The sequence below is a fragment of the Ancylobacter sp. genome, from assembly GCF_965229075.1.
GTDB lineage: Bacteria > Pseudomonadota > Alphaproteobacteria > Rhizobiales > Xanthobacteraceae > Ancylobacter.
This window is the reverse complement of record NZ_CBDDIO010000002.1, coordinates 1,676,392-1,696,137: the sequence shown is the minus strand read 5'-3', so window position 1 is coordinate 1,696,137 and position 19,746 is coordinate 1,676,392. Positions and strand designations below refer to the sequence as shown.

21 protein-coding genes are annotated in these 19,746 nt (G+C 69.2%); 15 read left to right on the top strand and 6 right to left on the bottom strand.

Features of this window, described 5'->3' with window-relative positions:
• Positions 1–96: 96 nt before the first annotated feature.
• Together ACO07Z_RS13955 and ACO07Z_RS13950 are read right to left on the bottom strand one after the other, a co-directional pair.
• Positions 97–708: a nicotinate-nucleotide adenylyltransferase gene (locus ACO07Z_RS13955; protein WP_421699255.1), complete on the bottom strand. Its 612-nt coding sequence runs from the start codon at positions 706–708 to the stop codon at positions 97–99.
• Entirely contained in the window at positions 705–1,946 is a 1,242-nt protein-coding gene (locus tag ACO07Z_RS13950; protein ID WP_421700819.1) for a glutamate-5-semialdehyde dehydrogenase, read from the bottom strand. The genes ACO07Z_RS13955 and ACO07Z_RS13950 overlap by 4 nt, the downstream gene beginning before the upstream one ends.
• Positions 1,947–2,248: 302 nt before the next feature.
• Between ACO07Z_RS13950 and ACO07Z_RS13945 the strand changes: the two genes are divergently transcribed.
• The 10 genes from ACO07Z_RS13945 (at position 2,249) to ACO07Z_RS13900 (ending at position 9,739) form a co-directional block, all read left to right on the top strand.
• Complete coding sequence (locus ACO07Z_RS13945; protein ID WP_244450217.1) at positions 2,249–3,082, top strand: YihY/virulence factor BrkB family protein; 834 nt, start codon at positions 2,249–2,251, stop codon at positions 3,080–3,082.
• Positions 3,083–3,418: 336 nt separating this feature from the next.
• A complete protein-coding gene (locus tag ACO07Z_RS13940; RefSeq protein ID WP_421699254.1) occupies positions 3,419–3,877 on the top strand; it encodes a host attachment protein in 459 nt (152 codons plus the stop codon).
• A 231-nt stretch (positions 3,878–4,108) separates the two neighbouring features.
• Complete coding sequence (locus ACO07Z_RS13935) at positions 4,109–4,585, top strand: TspO/MBR family protein (RefSeq protein ID WP_421699253.1); 477 nt, start codon at positions 4,109–4,111, stop codon at positions 4,583–4,585.
• A 34-nt stretch (positions 4,586–4,619) separates the two neighbouring features.
• Positions 4,620–4,823 carry a twin transmembrane helix small protein gene (locus ACO07Z_RS13930; RefSeq protein ID WP_244450214.1) on the top strand — a complete coding sequence of 68 codons (204 nt, stop codon included), beginning with the start codon at positions 4,620–4,622 and terminating at the stop codon, positions 4,821–4,823.
• A 10-nt stretch (positions 4,824–4,833) separates the two neighbouring features.
• Positions 4,834–5,439 carry a cob(I)yrinic acid a,c-diamide adenosyltransferase gene (locus ACO07Z_RS13925; RefSeq protein WP_421699252.1) on the top strand — a complete coding sequence of 202 codons (606 nt, stop codon included), beginning with the start codon at positions 4,834–4,836 and terminating at the stop codon, positions 5,437–5,439.
• The gene (locus ACO07Z_RS13920) at positions 5,412–6,101 is read left to right on the top strand and encodes a glutathione S-transferase family protein (RefSeq protein ID WP_421699251.1); all 690 of its coding nucleotides are present in this window, start codon (positions 5,412–5,414) and stop codon (positions 6,099–6,101) included. Before ACO07Z_RS13925 ends, ACO07Z_RS13920 begins: the two co-directional genes overlap by 28 nt.
• An 87-nt stretch (positions 6,102–6,188) precedes the next feature.
• Positions 6,189–6,908, top strand: a complete 720-nt coding sequence (locus ACO07Z_RS13915; protein ID WP_421700818.1) for a rhomboid family intramembrane serine protease — start codon at positions 6,189–6,191, stop codon at positions 6,906–6,908.
• Positions 6,909–7,114: 206 nt separating this feature from the next.
• A complete protein-coding gene (locus ACO07Z_RS13910) occupies positions 7,115–7,864 on the top strand; it encodes an electron transfer flavoprotein subunit beta/FixA family protein (protein WP_421699250.1) in 750 nt (249 codons plus the stop codon).
• A 2-nt stretch (positions 7,865–7,866) separates the two neighbouring features.
• The gene (locus ACO07Z_RS13905; protein ID WP_421699249.1) at positions 7,867–8,811 is read left to right on the top strand and encodes an electron transfer flavoprotein subunit alpha/FixB family protein; all 945 of its coding nucleotides are present in this window, start codon (positions 7,867–7,869) and stop codon (positions 8,809–8,811) included.
• Between the two features lie 46 nt (positions 8,812–8,857).
• The gene (locus tag ACO07Z_RS13900) at positions 8,858–9,739 is read left to right on the top strand and encodes a 3-hydroxybutyryl-CoA dehydrogenase (RefSeq protein WP_421699248.1); all 882 of its coding nucleotides are present in this window, start codon (positions 8,858–8,860) and stop codon (positions 9,737–9,739) included.
• Between the two features lie 110 nt (positions 9,740–9,849).
• On the opposite strand, the gene ACO07Z_RS13895 is transcribed toward ACO07Z_RS13900, so the two are convergent.
• Positions 9,850–10,812 (bottom strand): DMT family transporter, encoded by a 963-nt coding sequence (locus ACO07Z_RS13895; protein ID WP_421699247.1) that lies wholly within the window; start codon positions 10,810–10,812, stop codon positions 9,850–9,852.
• 72 nt (positions 10,813–10,884) lie between these two features.
• Positions 10,885–11,673 carry a thiol:disulfide interchange protein TlpA gene (gene tlpA, locus ACO07Z_RS13890; RefSeq protein ID WP_421699246.1) on the bottom strand — a complete coding sequence of 263 codons (789 nt, stop codon included), beginning with the start codon at positions 11,671–11,673 and terminating at the stop codon, positions 10,885–10,887.
• 26 nt (positions 11,674–11,699) lie between these two features.
• On the opposite strand from tlpA, the gene argH reads away from it, so the two are divergent.
• A complete protein-coding gene (argH, locus tag ACO07Z_RS13885; protein ID WP_421699245.1) occupies positions 11,700–13,085 on the top strand; it encodes an argininosuccinate lyase in 1,386 nt (461 codons plus the stop codon).
• Between the two features lie 104 nt (positions 13,086–13,189).
• Here the strand turns inward: argH and ACO07Z_RS13880 are convergent, their stop codons facing one another.
• Positions 13,190–15,442 carry a heavy metal translocating P-type ATPase gene (locus tag ACO07Z_RS13880; protein WP_421699244.1) on the bottom strand — a complete coding sequence of 751 codons (2,253 nt, stop codon included), beginning with the start codon at positions 15,440–15,442 and terminating at the stop codon, positions 13,190–13,192.
• A gap of 83 nt (positions 15,443–15,525) precedes the next feature.
• Between ACO07Z_RS13880 and ACO07Z_RS13875 the strand changes: the two genes are divergently transcribed.
• Positions 15,526–15,957: a MerR family transcriptional regulator gene (locus tag ACO07Z_RS13875; RefSeq protein ID WP_421700817.1), complete on the top strand. Its 432-nt coding sequence runs from the start codon at positions 15,526–15,528 to the stop codon at positions 15,955–15,957.
• A 15-nt stretch (positions 15,958–15,972) separates the two neighbouring features.
• Here the strand turns inward: ACO07Z_RS13875 and ACO07Z_RS13870 are convergent, their stop codons facing one another.
• On the bottom strand, positions 15,973–16,902 hold the full coding sequence (locus ACO07Z_RS13870; RefSeq protein ID WP_421699243.1) for a LysR family transcriptional regulator: 930 nt from the start codon (positions 16,900–16,902) through the stop codon (positions 15,973–15,975).
• 116 nt (positions 16,903–17,018) lie between these two features.
• Between ACO07Z_RS13870 and ACO07Z_RS13865 the strand changes: the two genes are divergently transcribed.
• The 3 genes from ACO07Z_RS13865 to ACO07Z_RS13855 all read left to right on the top strand — a co-directional run bounded on the left by ACO07Z_RS13865 (position 17,019) and on the right by ACO07Z_RS13855 (position 19,743).
• The gene (locus ACO07Z_RS13865) at positions 17,019–18,509 is read left to right on the top strand and encodes a CoA-acylating methylmalonate-semialdehyde dehydrogenase (protein ID WP_421699242.1); all 1,491 of its coding nucleotides are present in this window, start codon (positions 17,019–17,021) and stop codon (positions 18,507–18,509) included.
• 96 nt (positions 18,510–18,605) lie between these two features.
• Positions 18,606–19,313 (top strand): helix-turn-helix transcriptional regulator, encoded by a 708-nt coding sequence (locus tag ACO07Z_RS13860; RefSeq protein ID WP_421699241.1) that lies wholly within the window; start codon positions 18,606–18,608, stop codon positions 19,311–19,313.
• A gap of 55 nt (positions 19,314–19,368) precedes the next feature.
• The gene (locus ACO07Z_RS13855; protein ID WP_421699240.1) at positions 19,369–19,743 is read left to right on the top strand and encodes a VOC family protein; all 375 of its coding nucleotides are present in this window, start codon (positions 19,369–19,371) and stop codon (positions 19,741–19,743) included.
• Positions 19,744–19,746 lie beyond the last annotated feature (3 nt).

Here is a 19,746-nt window from a genome sequence, read left to right as displayed (position 1 = left end):
ACCGCGAGGCATGGCTGGGGGAATGATAGGGGGGAGGAACGGAGCACCAGTCTGCCACGCCCCGCCGCCCCTCGCCAGAGCATCGTCCCCGCGCGCCTACGCTTGCGCGCGCAGCTGGGTCGAGGACAGCGGCGATTTCAGCCCGTGCAGGAACACCCAGGCCGGCGGGCGCAGCAGCGGCAGCGCGGCGGCCTCGCTCTCCGGCACGCGCCAGCGCGCCAGCGCCTGCGCTGCCGGGCTCGCCATGGCGGGGAAGGTGCAGCCGGGCCGATCAATGATGGCGATGGGCACCAGCGCCGCGATCTCCCGCCAGTGCTGCCAGCGGTGGAAGGCGGCGAGATTGTCCGCCCCCATCAGCCAGACGAAACGCACGCCGGGAAAGCGCCGCACCAGCGTCGCCACCGTGTCGAAGCTGTAGCGTGTGCCGAGCCCGGCCTCCAGTCCGGTCGGCACCAGCGCGGGATGGTCGGCCACCGCCCGCGCCCTTTCCAGCCGGGCACTGAGCGGGGGCAGCGCGCGGTTGTCCTTCAAAGGGTTGCCGGGCGTCACTAGCCACCACACGCGGTCGAGCCGCAGCCGCTTCAGCGCCAGCAGGCTGGCGGCGCGGTGCGCCTCATGCGCGGGGTTGAAGCTGCCGCCATAGAGCCCGACGCGCAGCCCCGGCGCCAGCGGGGGAATGCGGGCGAAGGGCGCCGGGCCCTCCTTCACGGCCGGATCTGGCCGGTGCCGCGCACGCGGTATTTGAACGAGGTCAGCTGCTCGGCGCCCACCGGCCCGCGCGCATGCATCCGGCCCGTGGCGATGCCGATCTCGCCGCCGAAGCCGAACTCGCCGCCATCGGCGAACTGGGTGGAGGCGTTGTGCACCACGATGGCGGAATCGACCTCGCCGAGGAAGCGCTCGGCGGTGGCGGCGTCTTCGGTGAGAATGGCGTCGGTGTGGTGCGAGCCATAGGTCTCGATATGGTCGATCGCCTCTTCCACCCCGTCGACCAGCTTCACCGAAATAACGGCGTCGAGATACTCCGTGCGCCAGTCCTCGTCGCTGGCCTCGGTCACGCGCGGGTCCACCGCCCGGGCGGCGGCGTCGCCGCGCACCGCGCAGCCCTCATCGAGCAGCATGGTGACGAGCGGGGCGAGCAGGCGGGAGGCATCCGCACGGTCGACCAGCAGCGTCTCCGCCGCCCCGCACACGCTGGTGCGGCGCAGCTTGGCGTTCTTCACGATGGCGAGCGATTTTTCGAGATCGGCGGCCTTGTCGACATAGACGTGCACCAGCCCTTCAAGATGGGCGAACACCGGCACGCGCGCCTCCGCCTGCACCCGGGCGACGAGGCTCTTGCCGCCGCGCGGCACGATCACGTCGAGGTTGCCGCCGAGCCCGGCCAGCATTTCGCCCACCGCCGCGCGGTCGCGGGTCGGCACCAGCTGGATGGCGTCCGCCGGCAGGCCGGCACTGGTGAGCCCTTCCACCAGCGCTTCATGGATGGCGCGGGAGGAATGGAAGCTGTCCGAGCCGCCGCGCAGGATCACCGCATTGCCGGCCTTGAGGCACAGGCTGCCGGCATCCGCCGTCACATTGGGCCGGCTCTCATAGATCACGCCGATGACGCCGAGCGGGGTGCGCACGCGCTCCAGACGCAGGCCGTTCGGCCGCTCCCAGCTCTCGGTCACCTGCCCCACCGGGTCGGGCAGCGCGGCGATCTCCTCCACCGCGCGGGCGATAGCCTCCAGCCGGGCCTCGTTCAGCACCAGCCGGTCCTGCAGCGCCGTGCTCATGCCGGCGGCGCGGGCGGCCGCGAGGTCCGCTTCATTGGCGGCGAGAATGGCGGGCGCCCGGTCGCGGATCGCCTGCGCGGCGGCGCGCAGCCCCGCCTCCTTCACCGCCGCCGGGGCCAACGCCAGCGTGCGGGCGGCGGCGCGGGCGCGGGCGCCGATCCCGGCCATGACAGCCGCCACATCCTCGCCCTCCGGCCCGCGCGGCGCCGGCGCGCCGGCAACGGACGCGGAGACGGTGGCGGGGCGCAGGGCGGAGGAGGCGGTCATGATGTCACCCGTTCGAGTTCAGAGGGCGCTAAAAGCGGGCGCCCTCTCTACCACGAAGCGGCGGCGGGGCGCCAAACGCAAATGGCCATCGGCACCGCTCTTTACCATATCACGCCCGCGAGGCTTGCCATTTGCGCGCGGGCATCCGATGTCACGGCACAATGCCCGCCCGTTGAGGCGCATCCGCGAGGAGACCGCCACTCTTGTTTCGCGCCTTCGACATTGCCTGGGACGCCTTCTGGCGCTTCGTCGAGGATGATGGCTGGGCGATCGCCAGCCACATCGCGCTGTCGGCGTTGATGTCGCTGTTCCCGTTCCTCATCTTCGTCACCGCGCTGGCGGCGTTCTTCGATTTCAAGAACCTCGCCGAGGAGACGGTGCAGCTGATGCTGGAGGCCTGGCCCTCGCAGGTGGCGGATCCGATCGGCCGCGAGATCCGCAACGTGCTCACCCAGGTCCGCACCGATGTGCTGACCATCGGTGTGGTGCTGGCGATCTACTTCTCCTCGAACGGCATTGAGAGCCTGCGCATCGGGCTCAACCGCGCCTATGGCATGCGCGAGGCCCGCGCCTGGTACTGGCTGCGCCTCGAATCCATCGGCTATGTCGTGGTCGGCGCCGCCGGGCTGCTGGCGCTGTCCTTCCTCGTGGTGCTCGGCCCGGTGCTGTGGCTGGCAGCGGTGCGCTATGTGCCGGCGCTGGAGCCCTTCGGCTGGGTCATCACCTTCCTGCGTTACGCCGCCACCTCGGTGATCCTGATCGTCGCGCTTGTGGTGGCACATATGTGGCTGCCGGCGGGGCGGCGTACCCTGTCGCAGGTGCTGCCGGGTATCTTGGTGACGCTGGCGCTCTGGCTCGCCGCCGGCGCCGCGTTCGGGCGCTATCTCGCCGAATTCGCCGGCAATTACGTCACCACCTATGCCGGCCTCGCCTCGGTGATGATCGCGCTGGTCTTCCTCTACACCACCGCCTCGATCTTCGTGTATGGCGGCGAACTCAACGCCGCCATTCGCCGCGCCCGCGAAGGCCGGCTCTAGAGCCTGATCCGATCAGGTTGAATCAATCTGATCGGTGAATCAGTCTCTAAAGTATTGATAGAGGACGTTTTACCGATCTGATTGCGATGCAATCAGATCGGAACGTGCTCTAGAGTGCGATCCGATCAGGTTGAATCAATCTGATCGGTAAATCGCCCTGTAACTCTAAGATAGAGAACGCGTTATCCGATCAGCTTGCGATGCAAGCTGATCGGCGCGTGCTCTGACAGGAGCGGCGGAACCTCCCCGCCCTCCCGCCGCTTGACCAAGGTCAAGGCTCCCGGCGCCGCCCGGGTGCCCAATGGCACGGTGAGTTGCGAAGGGAAGGAGGCTCGAATGAGCACCAGCTACGACAAGATCAAAATCGAGCAAGGCGCGTGGGTCGTCGTCTGCGACGGGCGCAAGGCGCTGATCCTGTGCAACAAGGGCGACGCCACCTTCCCCAATCTGCGCACCCATGAAGTGCATGAGCAGGAAAACCCGCCGACCCGCGAACAGGGCACCGACCAGCCCGGCCGGGTGCACCAGTCGGTCGGCTCGGCCCGCTCCTCGGTGGAGCCCACCGACTGGCAGGAAGAGGGCGAGCGCGCCTTCATGCGGGAGATCGCCGGCCGGCTCGATGCGGCGGTGACGGCGGGCGAGGTGAAATCGCTCATCATCGTCGCCGCCCCGCGCGCGCTCGGCGCGCTGCGCCCGCATCTGACCAAGGCGGTGAGCGACATCATCGCCGCCGAGGTCGACCGCGACATGGTCAAGCTGCCGGTTTACGAGATCGAGAAGCATCTGGCCGCCTGAGGCCGGCCCGGCCTCGGATCGCCTCGCCCCGCGGGCGATTTCGCCCCGGCGGCGAACCGGTTTACCCTCGCCCCGTCGCCGGCCCCCGGCGGCGGGGTTTTGCGTGCCGAGCTCATCGTTGCGGTGAAGGTGGATTCACCGCAACGGCTGCAAGTGAACCCGGCGGCCGCCTCATCCGTATTGCCCCCGCACGCGCCGGCGGCGGCGTGCCCGAGCCTTGCAGGAACCGCGATGAAAACCCTCTCCTTCTTCCGCCTCGTCCTCGCCGTCGGCTTGTGCCTCGGCGTCGGCGCGCTCGGCTCGCTCGCCACCACGCCGAAAATCCCCACCTGGTATGCCGGTCTGGTGAAGCCCTCCTGGACCCCGCCGGACTGGGCCTTCCCCATCGCCTGGACGACGCTCTATGTGCTGATGGCGGTGGCGCTGTGGCGGCTGTGGCAGTTGCACGCGCCCTCCCCGGCGCGGCGCCGCGCCATCGGCCTGTGGCTCGCGCAACTGGCGCTCAACGCCGCGTGGTCGCCCATCTTCTTCGGGCTGGAAGCGCCGGGTGCGGCGCTCATCGTGGTGGTGGCGCTGTGGCTCGCCATCGCTGCGACCATCTGGGCCTGCCTGCGGATCGACCGCATCGCCGCCGCGCTGCTGGTTCCCTATATCGCCTGGGTGTCCTATGCCACCACGCTGAACGCGGCCATCGTGGCCCTGAACTGAGCGCCCCGCAGGCGGGCGCTAGCGGAGACTTTCGATGGACCTCGTCACCATCGCCAAATTCATCGTCCTGCCCATCGCCCTCGGCGCGGTGGCCGTGGTGCTGCTGCTCGGCCTCGCCAATATGGCGCGCGGCGGCTCGCCGCAGCGCTCGCAGAAGCTCATGCAGTGGCGTGTGCTGCTGCAGGCGGTGGCGCTCTGCTTCGTGCTCATCACCATCTTCCTGATGCATCAGGGCTGAGAGGGTTTTCATGGTCGTTCTCAACCGCATCTACACCCGCACCGGCGACGATGGCAGCACCGCGCTCGGCACCGGCGAGCGGCGGCCGAAATATGATCTGCGCGTCGCCGCCTATGGCACGGTGGACGAGACCAATGCGGTGATCGGCGTCGCCCGGCTGCACACCGGCGCGGACCCGGCGCTGGCCGACATCGACGCGGTGCTGGCCCGCATCCAGAACGACCTGTTCGATCTCGGCGCCGATCTCGCCACACCCGAGACGGGCGAAGACCTCGGCTACACGCCGCTGCGCATTATCGCCGCGCAGGTCGACAAGCTGGAGCGCGACATCGACACGCTCAATGCCAACCTCAAGCCGCTGCGCTCCTTCGTGCTGCCGGCCGGCACGCCGGCGGCCGCGCATCTGCATGTCGCCCGCACCGTGTGCCGGCGCGCCGAGCGCATGGCGGTGGAGCTTTCCGCGACGCTGGGCGAATTCGTCGGGCCGGAGGCGGTGAAATATCTCAACCGGCTGTCCGACCTGCTCTTCGTCATGAGCCGCCTCGCCAATGCCCGCGCCGCCGGCGAAGGTGAAGCCGGTGACGTGCTGTGGGTGCCGGCAGCGGGGCGGGAGTGACCGGCCCGGCGGACGCGACCGACGCGCGGCCGCGCGTCTTCGGCACGGCGGACAGCGTCTATGTCCGCATCGTCCGCCTGACGCTGAGTGAGAAGGGCGTCGACCACGACCTCGTGCCGGTCGATCCGTTCGCGCCGGAAGGCGTGCCGCCCGCCTACCGCGCGCGCCACCCTTTCGGCCGAATTCCCGCCTTCGAGCATGACGGCTTCCGTCTCTTCGAGACCGGCGCCATCACCCGCTATGTCGACGAGGCCTTCGACGGCCCTGCCCTCCTGCCCGAAGGCGTGAAGGCGCGGGCCCGCGCCAACCAGATCATCAGCCTCGCCGATTCCTATGCTTATCGGCCAATGGTCTGGGGGGTCTATGTCGAGCGGGTGGAAAGGCCCGTGCGGGGCGAGGCAGGCGATGAGGCCCGCGTCGCCGCCGCGCTCGCCGAGGCGGATGTCTGTCTCGCCGCCCTTGCGGCGCTCATGGAGGACGGGCCATTTCTTGCCGGCCCCCGGCTGAGCCTTGCCGATCTCCATCTCGCGCCGATGGCCTCCTATTTCCACCAGGCGCCGGAAGGCGCGGCCCTGCTCGCCGCCCATCGCGGCCTTGCGCAGTGGTGGGCGCGCATGATCGCCCGCCCCTCGCTGCGTCAGCTCGGCCTTTCCGCCGGCTGAGAGCGCCCGATGGCGTTTTCGCCCGCGACGCGGCAATGTGGTGCTGCGTCGCGCCCGCGCCGCTTTCGCGATTCGCTGTGCCGCGCCATGCTCATCCCGTTCAACGACGACAACCCGCTGGAAGGCATCACCCACGCCTATGTCACCTGGGCGCTGATCGCGGTGAACGTGCTGGTCTTCGTGCTGGTGCAGCACGGCTACCGGGCCGAACTCGACATTCCCTCCGCCTTCGGCTTCGGCGCCATTCCCGCCGTGGTGACGCATGCGGCGGTGCTGCCGGAGGAATATGTCCGCCTGCCGGCCGAACTCACCCTCGTCACCTACATGTTCCTGCATGGCGGCTGGCTGCATCTCGCCGGCAACATGGCCTTCCTCTGGGTGTTCGGCGACAATGTCGAGGACGCGCTCGGCCATGCCCGCTTCCTGCTGTTCTATGTGCTGTGCGGGGTGGCCGGCGGCCTCGCCCACTCGCTCGCCGTGCCTGATTCGGCCTCGCCGCTGGTCGGCGCCTCGGCGGGGATATCCGGGCTGGTCGGCGCCTATCTCATGCTGCACCCCAATGTGCGGATCTGGGTGCTGATGTTCCTGCGCGTGCCGCTGCGTGTGCCCGCCATCTGGCCGCTCGGCGCGTGGATCGCCTTCCAGCTGTGGAGCCTGTTCCAGTCCGGCGACGAGGAAACCGCGTGGTGGGCGCATATTGCCGGGCTCGTCGCCGGGGCGGTGCTCATCGTCTTCCTGCGCCGGCCAGGCGTGCCGCTCTGGGTGATGACGCGCGACGGCACACCGGACGGGCGCCCGCCGGTGTAATCGCGGCGCGCGCACGCCGCGCGCGGCGTTGACAGTGCGGGGGCCGAATCCTAGTTTGCCGGCGCTTTTCGCCGGCTGCTCCCGCTCCCCCCAGATCCCCGCCCCAAGCCCCCTCTTCCGGCTTTCCGCGCGGCACTGGCAGGCGGTGCCGCCGGCGCCGATGGCTGCCAGAGGCGGGGTCGCTGCCCTGCCGGGGGAGACAGGTGATGAAGATCCTCGTGCCCGTGAAGCGGGTGGTCGACTACAACGTCAAGATCCGCGTCAAGGCCGACGGTTCCGGCGTCGAACTGACCAATATCAAGATGTCGATGAACCCGTTCGACGAGATCGCCGTCGAGGAGGCGCTGCGCCTCAAGGAGGCGGGCAAGGCGACCGAGGTGGTCGCCGTCTCCATCGGCCCGGTGAAGACCGACGAGACCATCCGCACCGCGCTGGCCATGGGCGCGGATCGCGGCATCTGGGTGAAGACCGAAGAGGCCGGCATCGAGCCGCTCACCGTCGCCAAGCTGCTGAAGGCCATCGTCGCGGCCGAGGGCCCGTCCCTCGTCATCCTCGGCAAGCAGGCGATCGACGACGACTGCAACCAGACCGGCCAGATGCTCGCCGCCCTGCTCGGCTGGCCGCAGGCGACCTTCGCCTCCAAGGTCGTGCTCGGCGACGGCACGGTCGATGTCACCCGCGAGATCGACGGCGGGCTGCAGACGCTGCGCCTCGCTCTGCCGGCGGTGCTGACCACCGATCTGCGCCTCAACGAGCCGCGCTACGCCTCGCTGCCCAACATCATGAAGGCGAAGAAAAAGCCGATCGAGGAAAAGACCGCCGCCGACCTTGGCGTCGACCTCGCCCCCCGGCTGGAAATCCTCGCCACCACCGAGCCCGCCGGCCGCACCGGCGGCATCAAGGTGGCCTCCGCGGCCGAGTTGGTCGGCCATCTCAAGCAGGCCGGAGTACTCTGACCATGGCCACCCTGCTCTTTGCCGAACATGACGATGCCAGCCTGAACCCCGTCACCGCGCGCGCGCTCACCGCCGCGCTGGCGCTCGGGGCCCCGGTGCATGTGCTGGTGGCCGGCGCCAATGCCCGCCCCGCCGCCGAGGCCGCCGCGAAACTCGCCGGTGTCGCCGAGGTGCTGCTGGCGGACGATGCCGCCTATGCCCACCGCCTGGCCGAGCCGGTGGCGGCGCTGGGTGTCAGCCTCGCCAAGGACTATGGCGCGCTGGTCGCCCCCTCCACCGCCCTCGGCAAGAGCGTGATGCCGCGCATCGCCGCGCTGATCGACGTGATGCAGGTCTCCGACGTGATCGCCGTCGTCTCGCCCGACACGTTCGACCGGCCGATCTATGCCGGCAACGCCATCCAGCGCGTGCGCGCCACCGATGCGGTGAAGGTGCTCACCATCCGCACCGCATCCTTCACTGCGGCCGGCGAGGGCAATGCCGCGCCGATCCGCACCCTCGGGCCCGCCGAAGCCGTCGCCGGCTCCAGCTTCCTCGGTGAGGAAATCGCCGCCAGCGCCCGCCCGGACCTGTCCGCCGCGCGCATCATCGTCTCCGGCGGCCGCGCGCTCGGCTCGGCCGAGCAGTTCCACGCCATTGTCGAGCCGCTGGCGGATGAACTCGGCGCGGCGGTCGGCGCCTCGCGCGCGGCGGTCGATGCCGGCTACGCCCCCAATGACTGGCAGGTCGGCCAGACCGGCAAGGTGGTGGCGCCCGATCTCTATGTCGCGCTCGGCATATCGGGCGCCATCCAGCATCTCGCCGGCATGAAGGATTCCAAGGTCATCGTCGCCGTCAACAAGGACGAGGACGCGCCGATCTTCCAGGTCGCGGATTACGGGCTGGTGGGCGATCTGTTCGAGATCGTGCCGCAGCTCAAGGCCGAAATAGCTAAGGCAAAAGCCTGACGGGACACTATACTGCCGCCTCCGCAGGGGCAGAACGGACGCAGCAATGGCTTTCGAGATCAAGCGTATCGGCATTATCGGCGCCGGCCAGATGGGCAACGGCATCGCGCATGTGTGCGCGCTCGCCGGCTATGATGTCGTGCTGAACGACCTTGAGGCCGACCGCATCAAGTCCGGCCTCGCCACCATCAATGGCAACATGTCGCGCCAGGTGGCCAAGGGGCTTTATGGCGAGGACGAGAAGAAGGCGGCGCTGAACCGCATCCACGGCACCGACCAGGCCCCCGACCTCGCCGAGGTCGACCTCGTCATCGAGGCGGCGGTGGAGAAGGAAGAGATCAAGCGCCGCATCTTCTCCTCCATCTGCCCGTTCCTGAAGCCGGAGGCGATCCTCGCCACCAACACCTCCTCCATCTCCATCACCCGGCTGGCCGCCTCCACCGACCGGCCGGAGCGCTTCATCGGCATTCATTTCATGAATCCGGTGCCGCTGATGCAGCTGGTGGAGCTGGTGCGCGGCATCGCCACCGAGGACGAGACCTTCGAACTCTCCAAGGCCTTCATCACCCGGCTGGGCAAGACCTATGCGGTGGCGGAGGATTTCCCCGCCTTCATGGTCAACCGCATCCTGCTGCCGATGATCAACGAGGCGATCTACACGCTCTATGAGGGCGTCGGCTCGGTGGACGCCATCGACACCGCCATGCGGCTCGGGGCCAACCACCCGATGGGCCCGCTGCAGCTGGCCGATTTCATCGGGCTGGATACGTGCCTCTCCATCATGCAGGTACTGCATGAGGGACTGGCCGATTCCAAATACCGGCCCTGCCCGCTGCTGGTGAAATATGTCGAGGCCGGCTGGCTGGGCCGCAAGACCCAGCGCGGCTTCTACGACTATCGCGGCGAAAAGCCGGTGCCGACCCGGTAGAGGCGGGGCACGCCGTTACGCTGAATGAGCGCGGTCCCGCCCGCTCAGCCCCCATCATCCTGAGGTGCCCGGCAAAGCCGGGCCTCGAAGGACGCAGGCGGGTACCGCCCCTACCCCATCTTCCCCCGCACCCACCGCGCCGGCCGCCCGTCGATCGCCGCCAACCCCGCCGCGATCAGGGCGAAGCCGGCGAATTCGCGCGGCTCCAGCGCCTCGCCCAGCACCAGCGCGCCGAGCAGGATCGCGCTCACCGGCACGAGGAAGGTCACCAGCGAGATGTTGGTGGCGCCGTTGCGGCTGACGATGCGGAAATACAGGATATAGGCGAGGCCGGTGGAGAGCACGCCGAGCCCCAGCAGCGCGCCGATCACCGGCAGCGAGGGCAACGGCAAATGCCAGGGGCGGTCGACCAGCGCCGCCACCGGCAGCAGCAGCAGCGTCGAGGTGGTGAGCTGCGCCATGGCGACGCCGAGCGGCGGCAGGTGGCGGAAGCGGCGGGAATAGACCGCCGCGAAACCATAGGACACCGTCGCGCCGATGGCGGCGAGTTGCGCCGGCAGATGGTGCCCGCCGAGCTGGCCAAGCAGCGCCGGGCCCATCATGACAGCCACGCCGACGAAGCCGAGGGCGACGCCGATCAGCTTGCCGAAGGTGAATTTCTCGTCATGGGTGAAGGCCTGCGCCACCAGCACGGTGAACAGCGGCGTCGCCGCGTTGAGGATGGAAGACAGCCCGCTCGGCAGATGCTGCTGCGACCAGGCGATCAACCCGAAGGGAATGAGATTGGCGATCACCGCCAGCAGCAGGAACTCGCCCGCCAGCCGCCGGTTCAGGGGCAGACGGATGCCGCGCGCGCGGGCGATGATCCACAGCGCCAGCGCCCCGACCGCGACGCGGGTGAGCACCATGGTCAGCGGGGGAATCTCGGCGACCGCCACCTTGCCGAAAAAGAAGGAGCCACCCCAGATCACCGAGAGCAACGCCAGCGCGCCCCAGTCCGCCGGCGCCATCGGCAGCGGCCCGGCAACGGCCGTGGCGAGCCCGGTGCGGTGAACGGGGCTCGACGCGGACATGGCACGCTCCTGCAAGGGGGTGCGGCCTTTTAGCCCGTCCTCGAGCGGCGCGCCACCCGATTCCGTCAGGGCCTACGGCGTTGGCGTCGCCTTGCCCGTCTCGGCCAGCGCCGCTTTCACCAGCGCCACCGCATCCGGGCTCGCCCATTCCGCCGGGCCGGCAATGTGGCCGAGCTCGCAGCCCTGCGCATCGATCAGCATGGTGGTGGGCAGGCCGAAGCCGCGCCCGACCACGCGCAGATCCTGGAAGGCCTGCGCCTTCGGGTCGGTATAGAGCGCGAGATGCTTCAGCCCCGTCTCTTCGAAGAAGGCCTTCGGCTTGGCCGCGTCGCGGGTGTCGATGTTCACGGTGATGACCTCGAAGCCCGGCTGGCCCGACGCGCCCTTGGTGCCGAGTTCGCCCTGCAGCTGGTCGAGCGCCGGCATCTCCTTGCGGCAGGGCACGCACCAGGTCGCCCAGATGTTGACGAGCTTCAGCCCGTCGCCGCCGACCTGGGACAGCCGGGTCGGCTTCCCCTCGGGGTCGAGAAAGGCGAGATTGGGGATGCGGGTCGGCTTTTCCGTCGGAGCGAAGGCGGCGAGTTCGCCAGTGGCAAAGGTGGCCAGCCTTTTGCCGGCCGCACTGGCCAGACTGCACTGACTGTCCACCTCACCGGCCTCATCGGCCACGGCGATCGGCGCCGGCGCGGCCGGTCCGGTGGCAACGGCGTTGCGTGCCCCGCCCCCAATCCCGTATACGCCTGCCAGCCCGACAATGGCGCCCAGCACCAGCGCGGCCGCCAGCACGAGGGCGAAGCGGCCCGTGCGGCGCGGCGGAACCCCGCCCGCCGGTGCGGCTGCGTCCTCAGGTCGTTCGGTCATGGCCGTCCTCGCGGAGAAAAGTGAGCATGAGCAACAAGATGTGGGGCGGCCGGTTCGAGACCGGCCCCGACGCGATCATGGAGGAGATAAACGCCTCCATCGGTTTCGACCAGCGCCTGTACGCGCAGGATATCGCGGGTTCGAAGGCGCATGCCTCGATGCTGGCGGCCAAGGGGATCATCGACAAGGCTGATGCCGAAAAGATCGCAGCGGGTCTAGACACGATCCTGTCAGAGATCGAAGCGGGCGATTTCACCTTCCAGCGGGCGCTGGAAGACATCCATATGAACGTCGAATCGCGCCTCGCCACCCTGCTCGGCCCCGCCGCCGGCCGCCTCCACACCGCCCGCTCGCGCAACGACCAGGTGGCGACGGACTTCCGGCTCTATGTGCGCGACACGATAGACACGCTCGACGGACAGATTCGCGATCTCCAGCAAGCACTTGTGGAGAAGGCGCTGATCCATTCCGGCACGGTCATGCCGGGCTTCACCCATTTGCAGACCGCCCAGCCGGTGACCTTCGGCCACCATCTCCTCGCCTATGTCGAGATGCTGGGGCGTGATCGCGGCCGGCTGCGCGACGCCCGCGCCCGGCTCAACGAGTGCCCGCTCGGCGCCGCCGCGCTGGCCGGCACCTCCTTCCCCATCGACCGCTTCGCCACCGCAGCCGCCCTCGGCTTCGACCGGCCGACGGCGAATTCGCTGGATTCCGTCTCCGACCGCGACTTCGTGCTGGAGACACTGGCGGCGGCATCCATCGCGGCGATGCACCTCTCCCGCTTCGCCGAGGAGATCGTGATCTGGACCTCGCCGCTGGTGGGGCTGATGAAGCTCTCCGACCGCTTCACCTCCGGCTCGTCGATCATGCCGCAGAAGCGCAACCCCGACGCGGCCGAGCTGGTGCGGGCCAAGATCGGCCGAATCGCCGGTGCTTTCAATGGCTTGCTGATGGTGATGAAGGGTCTGGCGCTGGCCTATGCCAAGGACATGCAGGAAGACAAGGAAGGCGCCTTCGACGCGTTTTCCACCCTGTCGCTGATGATCGCCGCCACGGCCGGCATGGTGCGCGACATGGTGCCGGACGAGAAGCGGATGAAGGACGCCGCAGGTTCCGGCTATTCCACCGCCACCGACCTCGCGGACTGGCTGGTGCGCGTGCTCGGCTTGCCCTTCCGCGAGGCGCATCACGTCACCGGCCGCATCGTCGCGCTCGCCTCCGCCAAGAACGCGCCGCTGCACAAGCTGACGCTGGCGGAGATGCAGAGCGTGGAGCCGCGCATCACGGCGGAAGTGTTCAGCGTGCTCTCGGTGGCGAAGTCGGTGGCCAGCCGCGTTTCCTATGGCGGCACCGCGCCGAAGAATGTCCGCGCCCAGGCCAAGCGCTGGCTGAAACAGCTGGCGAAGGAATGAGCCTCCTTCGCGGCCCGGCTATGCCGGGCACTTCAGGATGACGTTGCGCCTTTCGAAACGACGTCATCCTGAGGTGCGAGCCGCAGGCGAGCCTCGAAGGATGTTTATGCCGAACGCCGACCCAGCAATCGCAAGGCGTTAGCCGTCACCAGCACGGTGGCGCCGGTATCGGCGAGGATGGCCGGCCACAGGCCGGTGATGCCGGCGAGGGTGGTGACGACGAACACCGCTTTCAGCCCCAGCGCCAGCGTGATGTTCTGGTGGATGTTGCGCATAGTCGCGCGCGACAGAGCGATCATGCCCGCGACATCGCCGACCCGGCCGTGCAGCACGGCCGCGTCCGCCGTTTCCAGCGCCACATCCGTGCCGCCGCCCATGGCGATGCCGACCGTGGCGGCGGCGAGCGCGGGGGCGTCATTGATGCCGTCGCCAACCTTGGCGACCCTCAGCCCCTCGCGCTGCAACTCGTTGACGATGCGCTGCTTGTCGGCCGGCATCAGGCCGGCGCGCACCTCGATGTCGAGAGCGGCGCCGATCGCCTGCGCAGTGCGCTCATTGTCGCCGGTCAGCATCAGCGTGCGGATACCCTCGGCCTTGAGCGCGTCAAGCCCGGCCTGCGCATCCGCGCGTGGCTCGTCGCGCAGCGCGATCAGCCCCTGCGCGCGCCCGTCCGCGACCAGCACCGCCACCGTCTTGCCAGCGGCGTTAAGCGCACCGATGGTTGCCTCCTGGTCGGCGCTCAGCGTCGCCCGCGCGCTCGCCGCCTTGGGCGAGCCGAGGAACAACGCGACACCATCGACCGTGCCGCTCACGCCTTCGCCGCCCAGCGCGGCCGCCGCCTGCACGGGCGGGATGGCAAGCCCGTGCGCCGCCGCTTGCGCGAGAATCGCGGTCGCCAGCGGATGGGTGGAGCCCGCTTCCAGCGCCGCCGCGCGGGCCAGCAGCCCGGCCTCGTCCCCGGTAAAGGCCACGAGATCGGTGACGGCGGGCTTGCCCTCGGTCAGCGTGCCGGTCTTGTCGAAGGCCACGGCATTGATGGTGCGCAGTGCCTCCAGCACCGCGCCGCCCTTGATGAGCAGGCCGCGCCGCGCGCCTACCGCCAGCCCGGCGGCGATGGCGGCGGGGGTGGAAATGACCAGCGCGCAGGGGCAGCCGATCAGCAGCAAGGCCAGGCCCTTGTAAATCCATTCGTCCCAGGCCGCGCCGAAGACAAGCGGCGGCAGCACGGCCACCAGCGCGGCGACGACGACGACCAGCGGCGTGTACCAGCGGGCGAAACGGTCGATGAAGCGCTCGGTCGGTGCCTTGCTCTCCTGCGCTTCCTCGACGAGACGCACGACGCGGGCGATGGTGTTATCGGACGGGGCGGTGGTGGCGCGGATGGTGAGCGCCGCCTCGCCATTCACCGTGCCGGCGAACACGGCGTCACCGGCCTGCTTGGCCACCGGCGCGCTCTCCCCCGTCACCGGCGCCTCATTCACTGTGCCGGCACCGTCCATCACCTGCCCATCCGCAGGCAGGCGCTCGCCGGGGCGGACGAGGATCACGTCGCCGATCCGAAGGCTCTCGGCAGGCACTTCGCGCGTTGCACCGCCTTCGACGAGGCGCGCCGTTTTCGGCACCAGCGCGGTGAGGGCGCGGATGGAACTGCGGGCGCGGCCGGCGGCAACGCCCTCCAGCAACTCGCCGACGAGAAACAGGAACACCACCGCCGCCGCCTCTTCCGACGCACCGATGATGACGGCGCCGATAGCGGCGATCGTCATCAGCGTCTCGATGGAAAAGGGCGTGCCGGAAAGCCCGGCCATGACCGCACGGCGGGCGATCGGCACCAGGCCGATCAGCAGCGCGGCGATGAAGATCCAAGGGTCGAGGCGTGGGAAGAAATGGCCGAGACCGTAAGCCACCGCCAGCGCCGCGCCGCAGAGAAGTGTGAGCCGCGCCTTGCCGCTCTTCCACCACGGCCCGTCCAGCGCCAGATGCGCATGGTCGTGGCCGCTCGTCGCCGGCTGGGCGGCCATGCTGCCGGCCGCGGGCGGAGGCGCGGCATGGGCGGCGTGGTCATGCTCATGGTGATGCGCGTGGCCGTGATCGCAGCCGGGCCCGTGCGTGTGCGCATGGGCGTGACCGGAAGGCGCCGCCGCCGCCAGGGGGGCAATGCCGTAGCCGAGGCCCGCGACGCGGCGCTCCACCAGCGGCAGGTCGGCGCCGTTGTGCTGCACCGTCATCGTGCCGGCGGTGACGGAGACCGCGACATCCGCGACGCCGTCGACGCGCCGCACTGCCGTTTCGATTTTCATCGCGCAGGAGGCGCAATCCATGCCCTCGATGCGGTAACGGGTCTTCTCGGCCAGCATGCGCGTCACTCCTCCGTCCCGCCTTGCATCGGCGGCAGAGCCAACCTACTTCCTCTAGTGACTAGAGGAGCAAGCGGGAAATGATGGCCCCGTACACGATTGGCGACGCCGCGCGCGAGAGCGGCGTAAAGGTGCCCACCATCCGTTATTACGAGGAGATCGGCCTCCTCCCCGCCCCGCCGCGCACCGACGGGGGAAGGCGCGCCTATGGGGAAGAGGACCTGCGGCGACTGGCCTTCATCCGCCATGCCCGCGAACTCGGCTTCGAGATCGACGCGATCCGCACGCTCCTTCATCTACAGGACGCGCCGGACCAATCCTGCGCCGCCGCCGATGCCATTGCCCGCGACCATCTTGCCAGCGTGGAACGCCGTATCGCCAGCCTCACCGCGCTGCGGGCCGAACTCCAGCGCATGGTCGAAGGCTGCGCCCATGGCCATGTCGCCACCTGCCGGGTAATCGAGATACTGGCCGATCACGGCGCCTGCGCCCACCACCAGCGCGCCGATGCCTGACTGGGAAAGGCAGGCTCAGGCCTGCGCCGGCGCCGCCCCGTCCTGCGGCACCGCGACCGGCTCGCAGGTGAAACCCGCCCGCGCCGTGCGCACCGCACCGGCAATGAAATCCTCCACCGTACGAATGCGCCGGAGGTCGCGGATATCCGCATGGGTGACCAGCCAGTAGGAGCGGCGGAAGCTCAGTTCCGGCAGCAGCCGCACCAGTTCGGGATGCGCCAGCGCGGCATAATCGTGCAGGATGCCGATGCCGCCGCCGGCGCGCACCGCCTCCATCTGCCCCACCACGCTGGCGCATTCCATCCGGCGCGCCTCGACCTCGCGGAACACTTCGAAATAGTCGAGCGCCGGCGAGTAGACCAGATCGGGGACATAGGTGACGATCAGCCGCCCGGTGACATCGCGCAGGGTCCCTATGGGTCCGGTGCGGGCGAGATAATTCCGCGCCGCATAGACGCCGAGCGTGTAGTCGGTGAGCTTGCGCGCCACCAGCCGCCCCTCGCTCGGCCTTTGCAGCGTCACCGCGATATCCACTTCGCGCTTGGGCAGCGAGAAGCTGCGCGGGAGCGGCGCGAGCTGGATCGACAGGCCCGGATGATCCTCCGCGAGGCGCCCGAGGCGCGGGGCGAGAAAATAGGTGCCGAAGCCGTCCGGGGCGCCGATCCGCACAGTGCCGGCCAGAGCGAGATCGACATTGCCCAGGGCCGCCTGCGCCTGCAGCATTTCGGTCTCGATCCGCTCCGCATGCGCCAGCAGCCGCTCCCCCGCCGGGGTGAGTTCGCTCCCCGTTGTGCGCCGCTCCAGCAGCTTGGAGCCAAGGCTCGATTCCAGCGCTCCCAGCCGGCGACCGACGGTGGCATGGTCCAGCCCGAGCTGACGCGCCGCCGCCAGCATCTGGCCGGCACGCGCCACGGCGAGGAAGATACGCAGATGGTCCCAATCCATGGCATGCTGCCTATCGCAATGTGCGCAGCCGCACAACGGATGCGAAAACATCGTCGTTGAAGTGACGACTTTCAACAAGCAAAACCGCAGCCAGGAAAACCAGAGGAGAGATCGCGATGGCGGTCATCGGGCATTACATCGGCGGCAAGGTGGTGACGACGGCAGGGCGCACATCCCCGGTCTTCGACCCCTCCACCGGCGCGCAGACCGGCGAAGCGCTGCTCGCCTCCGTCGCCACGGTGGGCGAGGCGGTGGCCGCCGCCGCTGCCGCCTTCCCCGCCTGGGCCGACACGCCGCCGCTGACGCGCGCGCGCATCATGTTCAAGTTCAAGGCGCTGCTTGAGCGCGACATGGACGCGCTGGCCGAGGCCATCACCCGCGAGCACGGCAAGACCTTCGAGGACGCCAAGGGCGAAGTCACCCGTGGCATCGAGGTGGTGGAATTCGCCTGCGGCATCCCGCACCTGATGCGCGGCGATTTCACCGAGCAGGTGGCGCGCGGCGTCGACGTGTTCTCCGCCCGCCATCCCGTCGGCGTGGTCGCCGGCATCACCCCGTTCAACTTCCCCGTCATGGTGCCGATGTGGATGTTCCCGGTGGCGCTGGCCTGCGGCAACGCCTTCGTGCTCAAGCCCTCGGAAAAGGATCCGACCCCGTCGCTGATGCTGGCGGAACTGCTGGCCGAGGCCGGCCTGCCCGCCGGCGTGTTCAACGTCGTGCAGGGCGACAAGGAGGCGGTCGACGCCCTCCTCACCCACCCGGATGTCGCGGCGGTGAGCTTCGTCGGCTCCACCGCCATCGGCGAATATGTCTACAAGACCGCTGCCGCGCACGGTAAGCGGGCGCAGGCGCTGTGCGGCGCCAAGAACCACCTGGTGGTGATGCCCGACGCCGATCTCGACAAGACCGTCGATGCGCTGATGGGCGCCGGCTACGGCTCGGCCGGCGAGCGCTGCATGGCGGTCTCGGTCGCGGTGGCGGTCGGCGGCGTCGGCGACGCGCTGATGGAGAAGCTGGTGCCGAAGGTGCGCGCCCTCAAGGTCGGCCCCGGCCTCGACCGCGAAAGCGAGATGGGTCCGCTCGTCACCAAGGAACACCTCGCCAAGGTTTCCGGCTATGTCGATGACGGCGTCGCCGCCGGCGCCGAGCTGGTGGTGGACGGGCGCGGCCTCAAGCTGCAGGGCTATGAGAACGGCTATTTCATCGGCGGCTGCCTGTTCGACAAGGTGACGCCGGACATGAAGATCTACAAGGAAGAGATCTTCGGCCCGGTGCTCTCCGTCGTCCGCGTCGACCGCTATGACGAGGCGCTGAAGCTGGTCAACGACCACGAATATGGCAATGGCGCCGCCATCTTCACCCGCGACGGCGACAGCGCCCGCGCCTTCGACCGCGACGCCAAGGCGGGCATGATCGGCATCAACGTGCCGATCCCTGTGCCGGTGGCGTTCCATTCCTTCGGCGGCTGGAAGCGCTCGGTGTTCGGCGACCGCAATGTCTATGGCATGGAGGGAGTGGGCTTCTACACCAAGATGAAGACCACCACCGCCCGCTGGCCGACCGGCATCCGCGAGGGCGCCCAGTTCGTCATGCCGACCAGCGGCTGACGCACGACCCAACACAAGGGCAGCGCCGCGCGACGGAGACCCCGTGCGGCGCTGCTGCCATTTTCAGGCAGCGGCGGATGCGATTAGTCTCGACGCATGTCCCGTTCCGAGCGCCTGTTCGATCTGCTCCACGTCCTGCGCCGCCACCGCCAGCCCGTGAGCGGCCGGGTGCTCGCCGACGAGATCGGTGTGAGCCTGCGCACCCTCTACCGTGACATCGCCACGCTGCAGGCGCAGGGCGCGACCATCGAGGGCGAGGCCGGGGTCGGCTATGTGCTGCGCCCGGGCTTCCTGCTGCCGCCGCTGATGTTTCCGCCCGAGGAAATCGAAGCGCTGGTGCTCGGCTCGCGCTGGGTGGCGGGGCGTGCGGATGGACGGCTCGCCGAGGCGGCGCTGTCGGCGCTCGCGCGCATCGGCGCCGTGCTGCCGGCAGAACTGCGCGCCGAGATGGAAGCCTCGGCGCTGTTCGTGGCCCCCGGCGCTCCCATTCCCGTCGATTCCATCGACTCGGCGCTGTTGCGCAAGGCGATCCGCACTGAGCGCAAGCTCTCCCTCGCCTATCTCGACGCGGCCGGCACAGCGAGCGAGCGCATCGTCTGGCCCTTCGCGCTGGCCTTTTTCGACCAGGTGCGGCTGCTCATCGGCTGGTGCGAACTGCGCGGCGCCTTCCGCAGTTTCCGCACCGACCGTATCACGCGGGCGGACATCCGGGACCTGCGCTACCCCGTGCGACGGGCGGAACTCATCCGGCAATGGAAGCTGGCGAAGCAGGCAGCCGCTGCCGAAAGGCCCGAACCCTGCTGACATAAACTGGCAGTAGCGCCGCCTATGCTTACCCCTCGAATCTTCGGGGGACGACATGACCGACGCCAGCAATATTCTTCTTTATGTGAACGACGCGCCCGCCAGCGCCCGTTTCTACGGCGCGCTGCTGGACCGCGCGCCGGTGGAGCAGAGCGCGACCTTCGCCCTGCTGCCGCTGGCACCGGGCATGATGCTCGGCCTGTGGCAGCGCGACGGGGTGACGCCGCGGCCGCATCTGCGCGCGGGCGGCAATGAAATCGGCTTCAAGGTCGCCGACCCCGCCGCCGTCGACGCCGCCTATGAGAACTGGGCGACGAAGGGGGTAGCGATCGCCCTGCCGCCGACAGATCTCGATTTCGGCCGCAGCTTCGTCGCGCTCGATCCCGATGGCCACCGGCTGCGGGTCTACGCCGTCAACGACGCGCCATAGGCC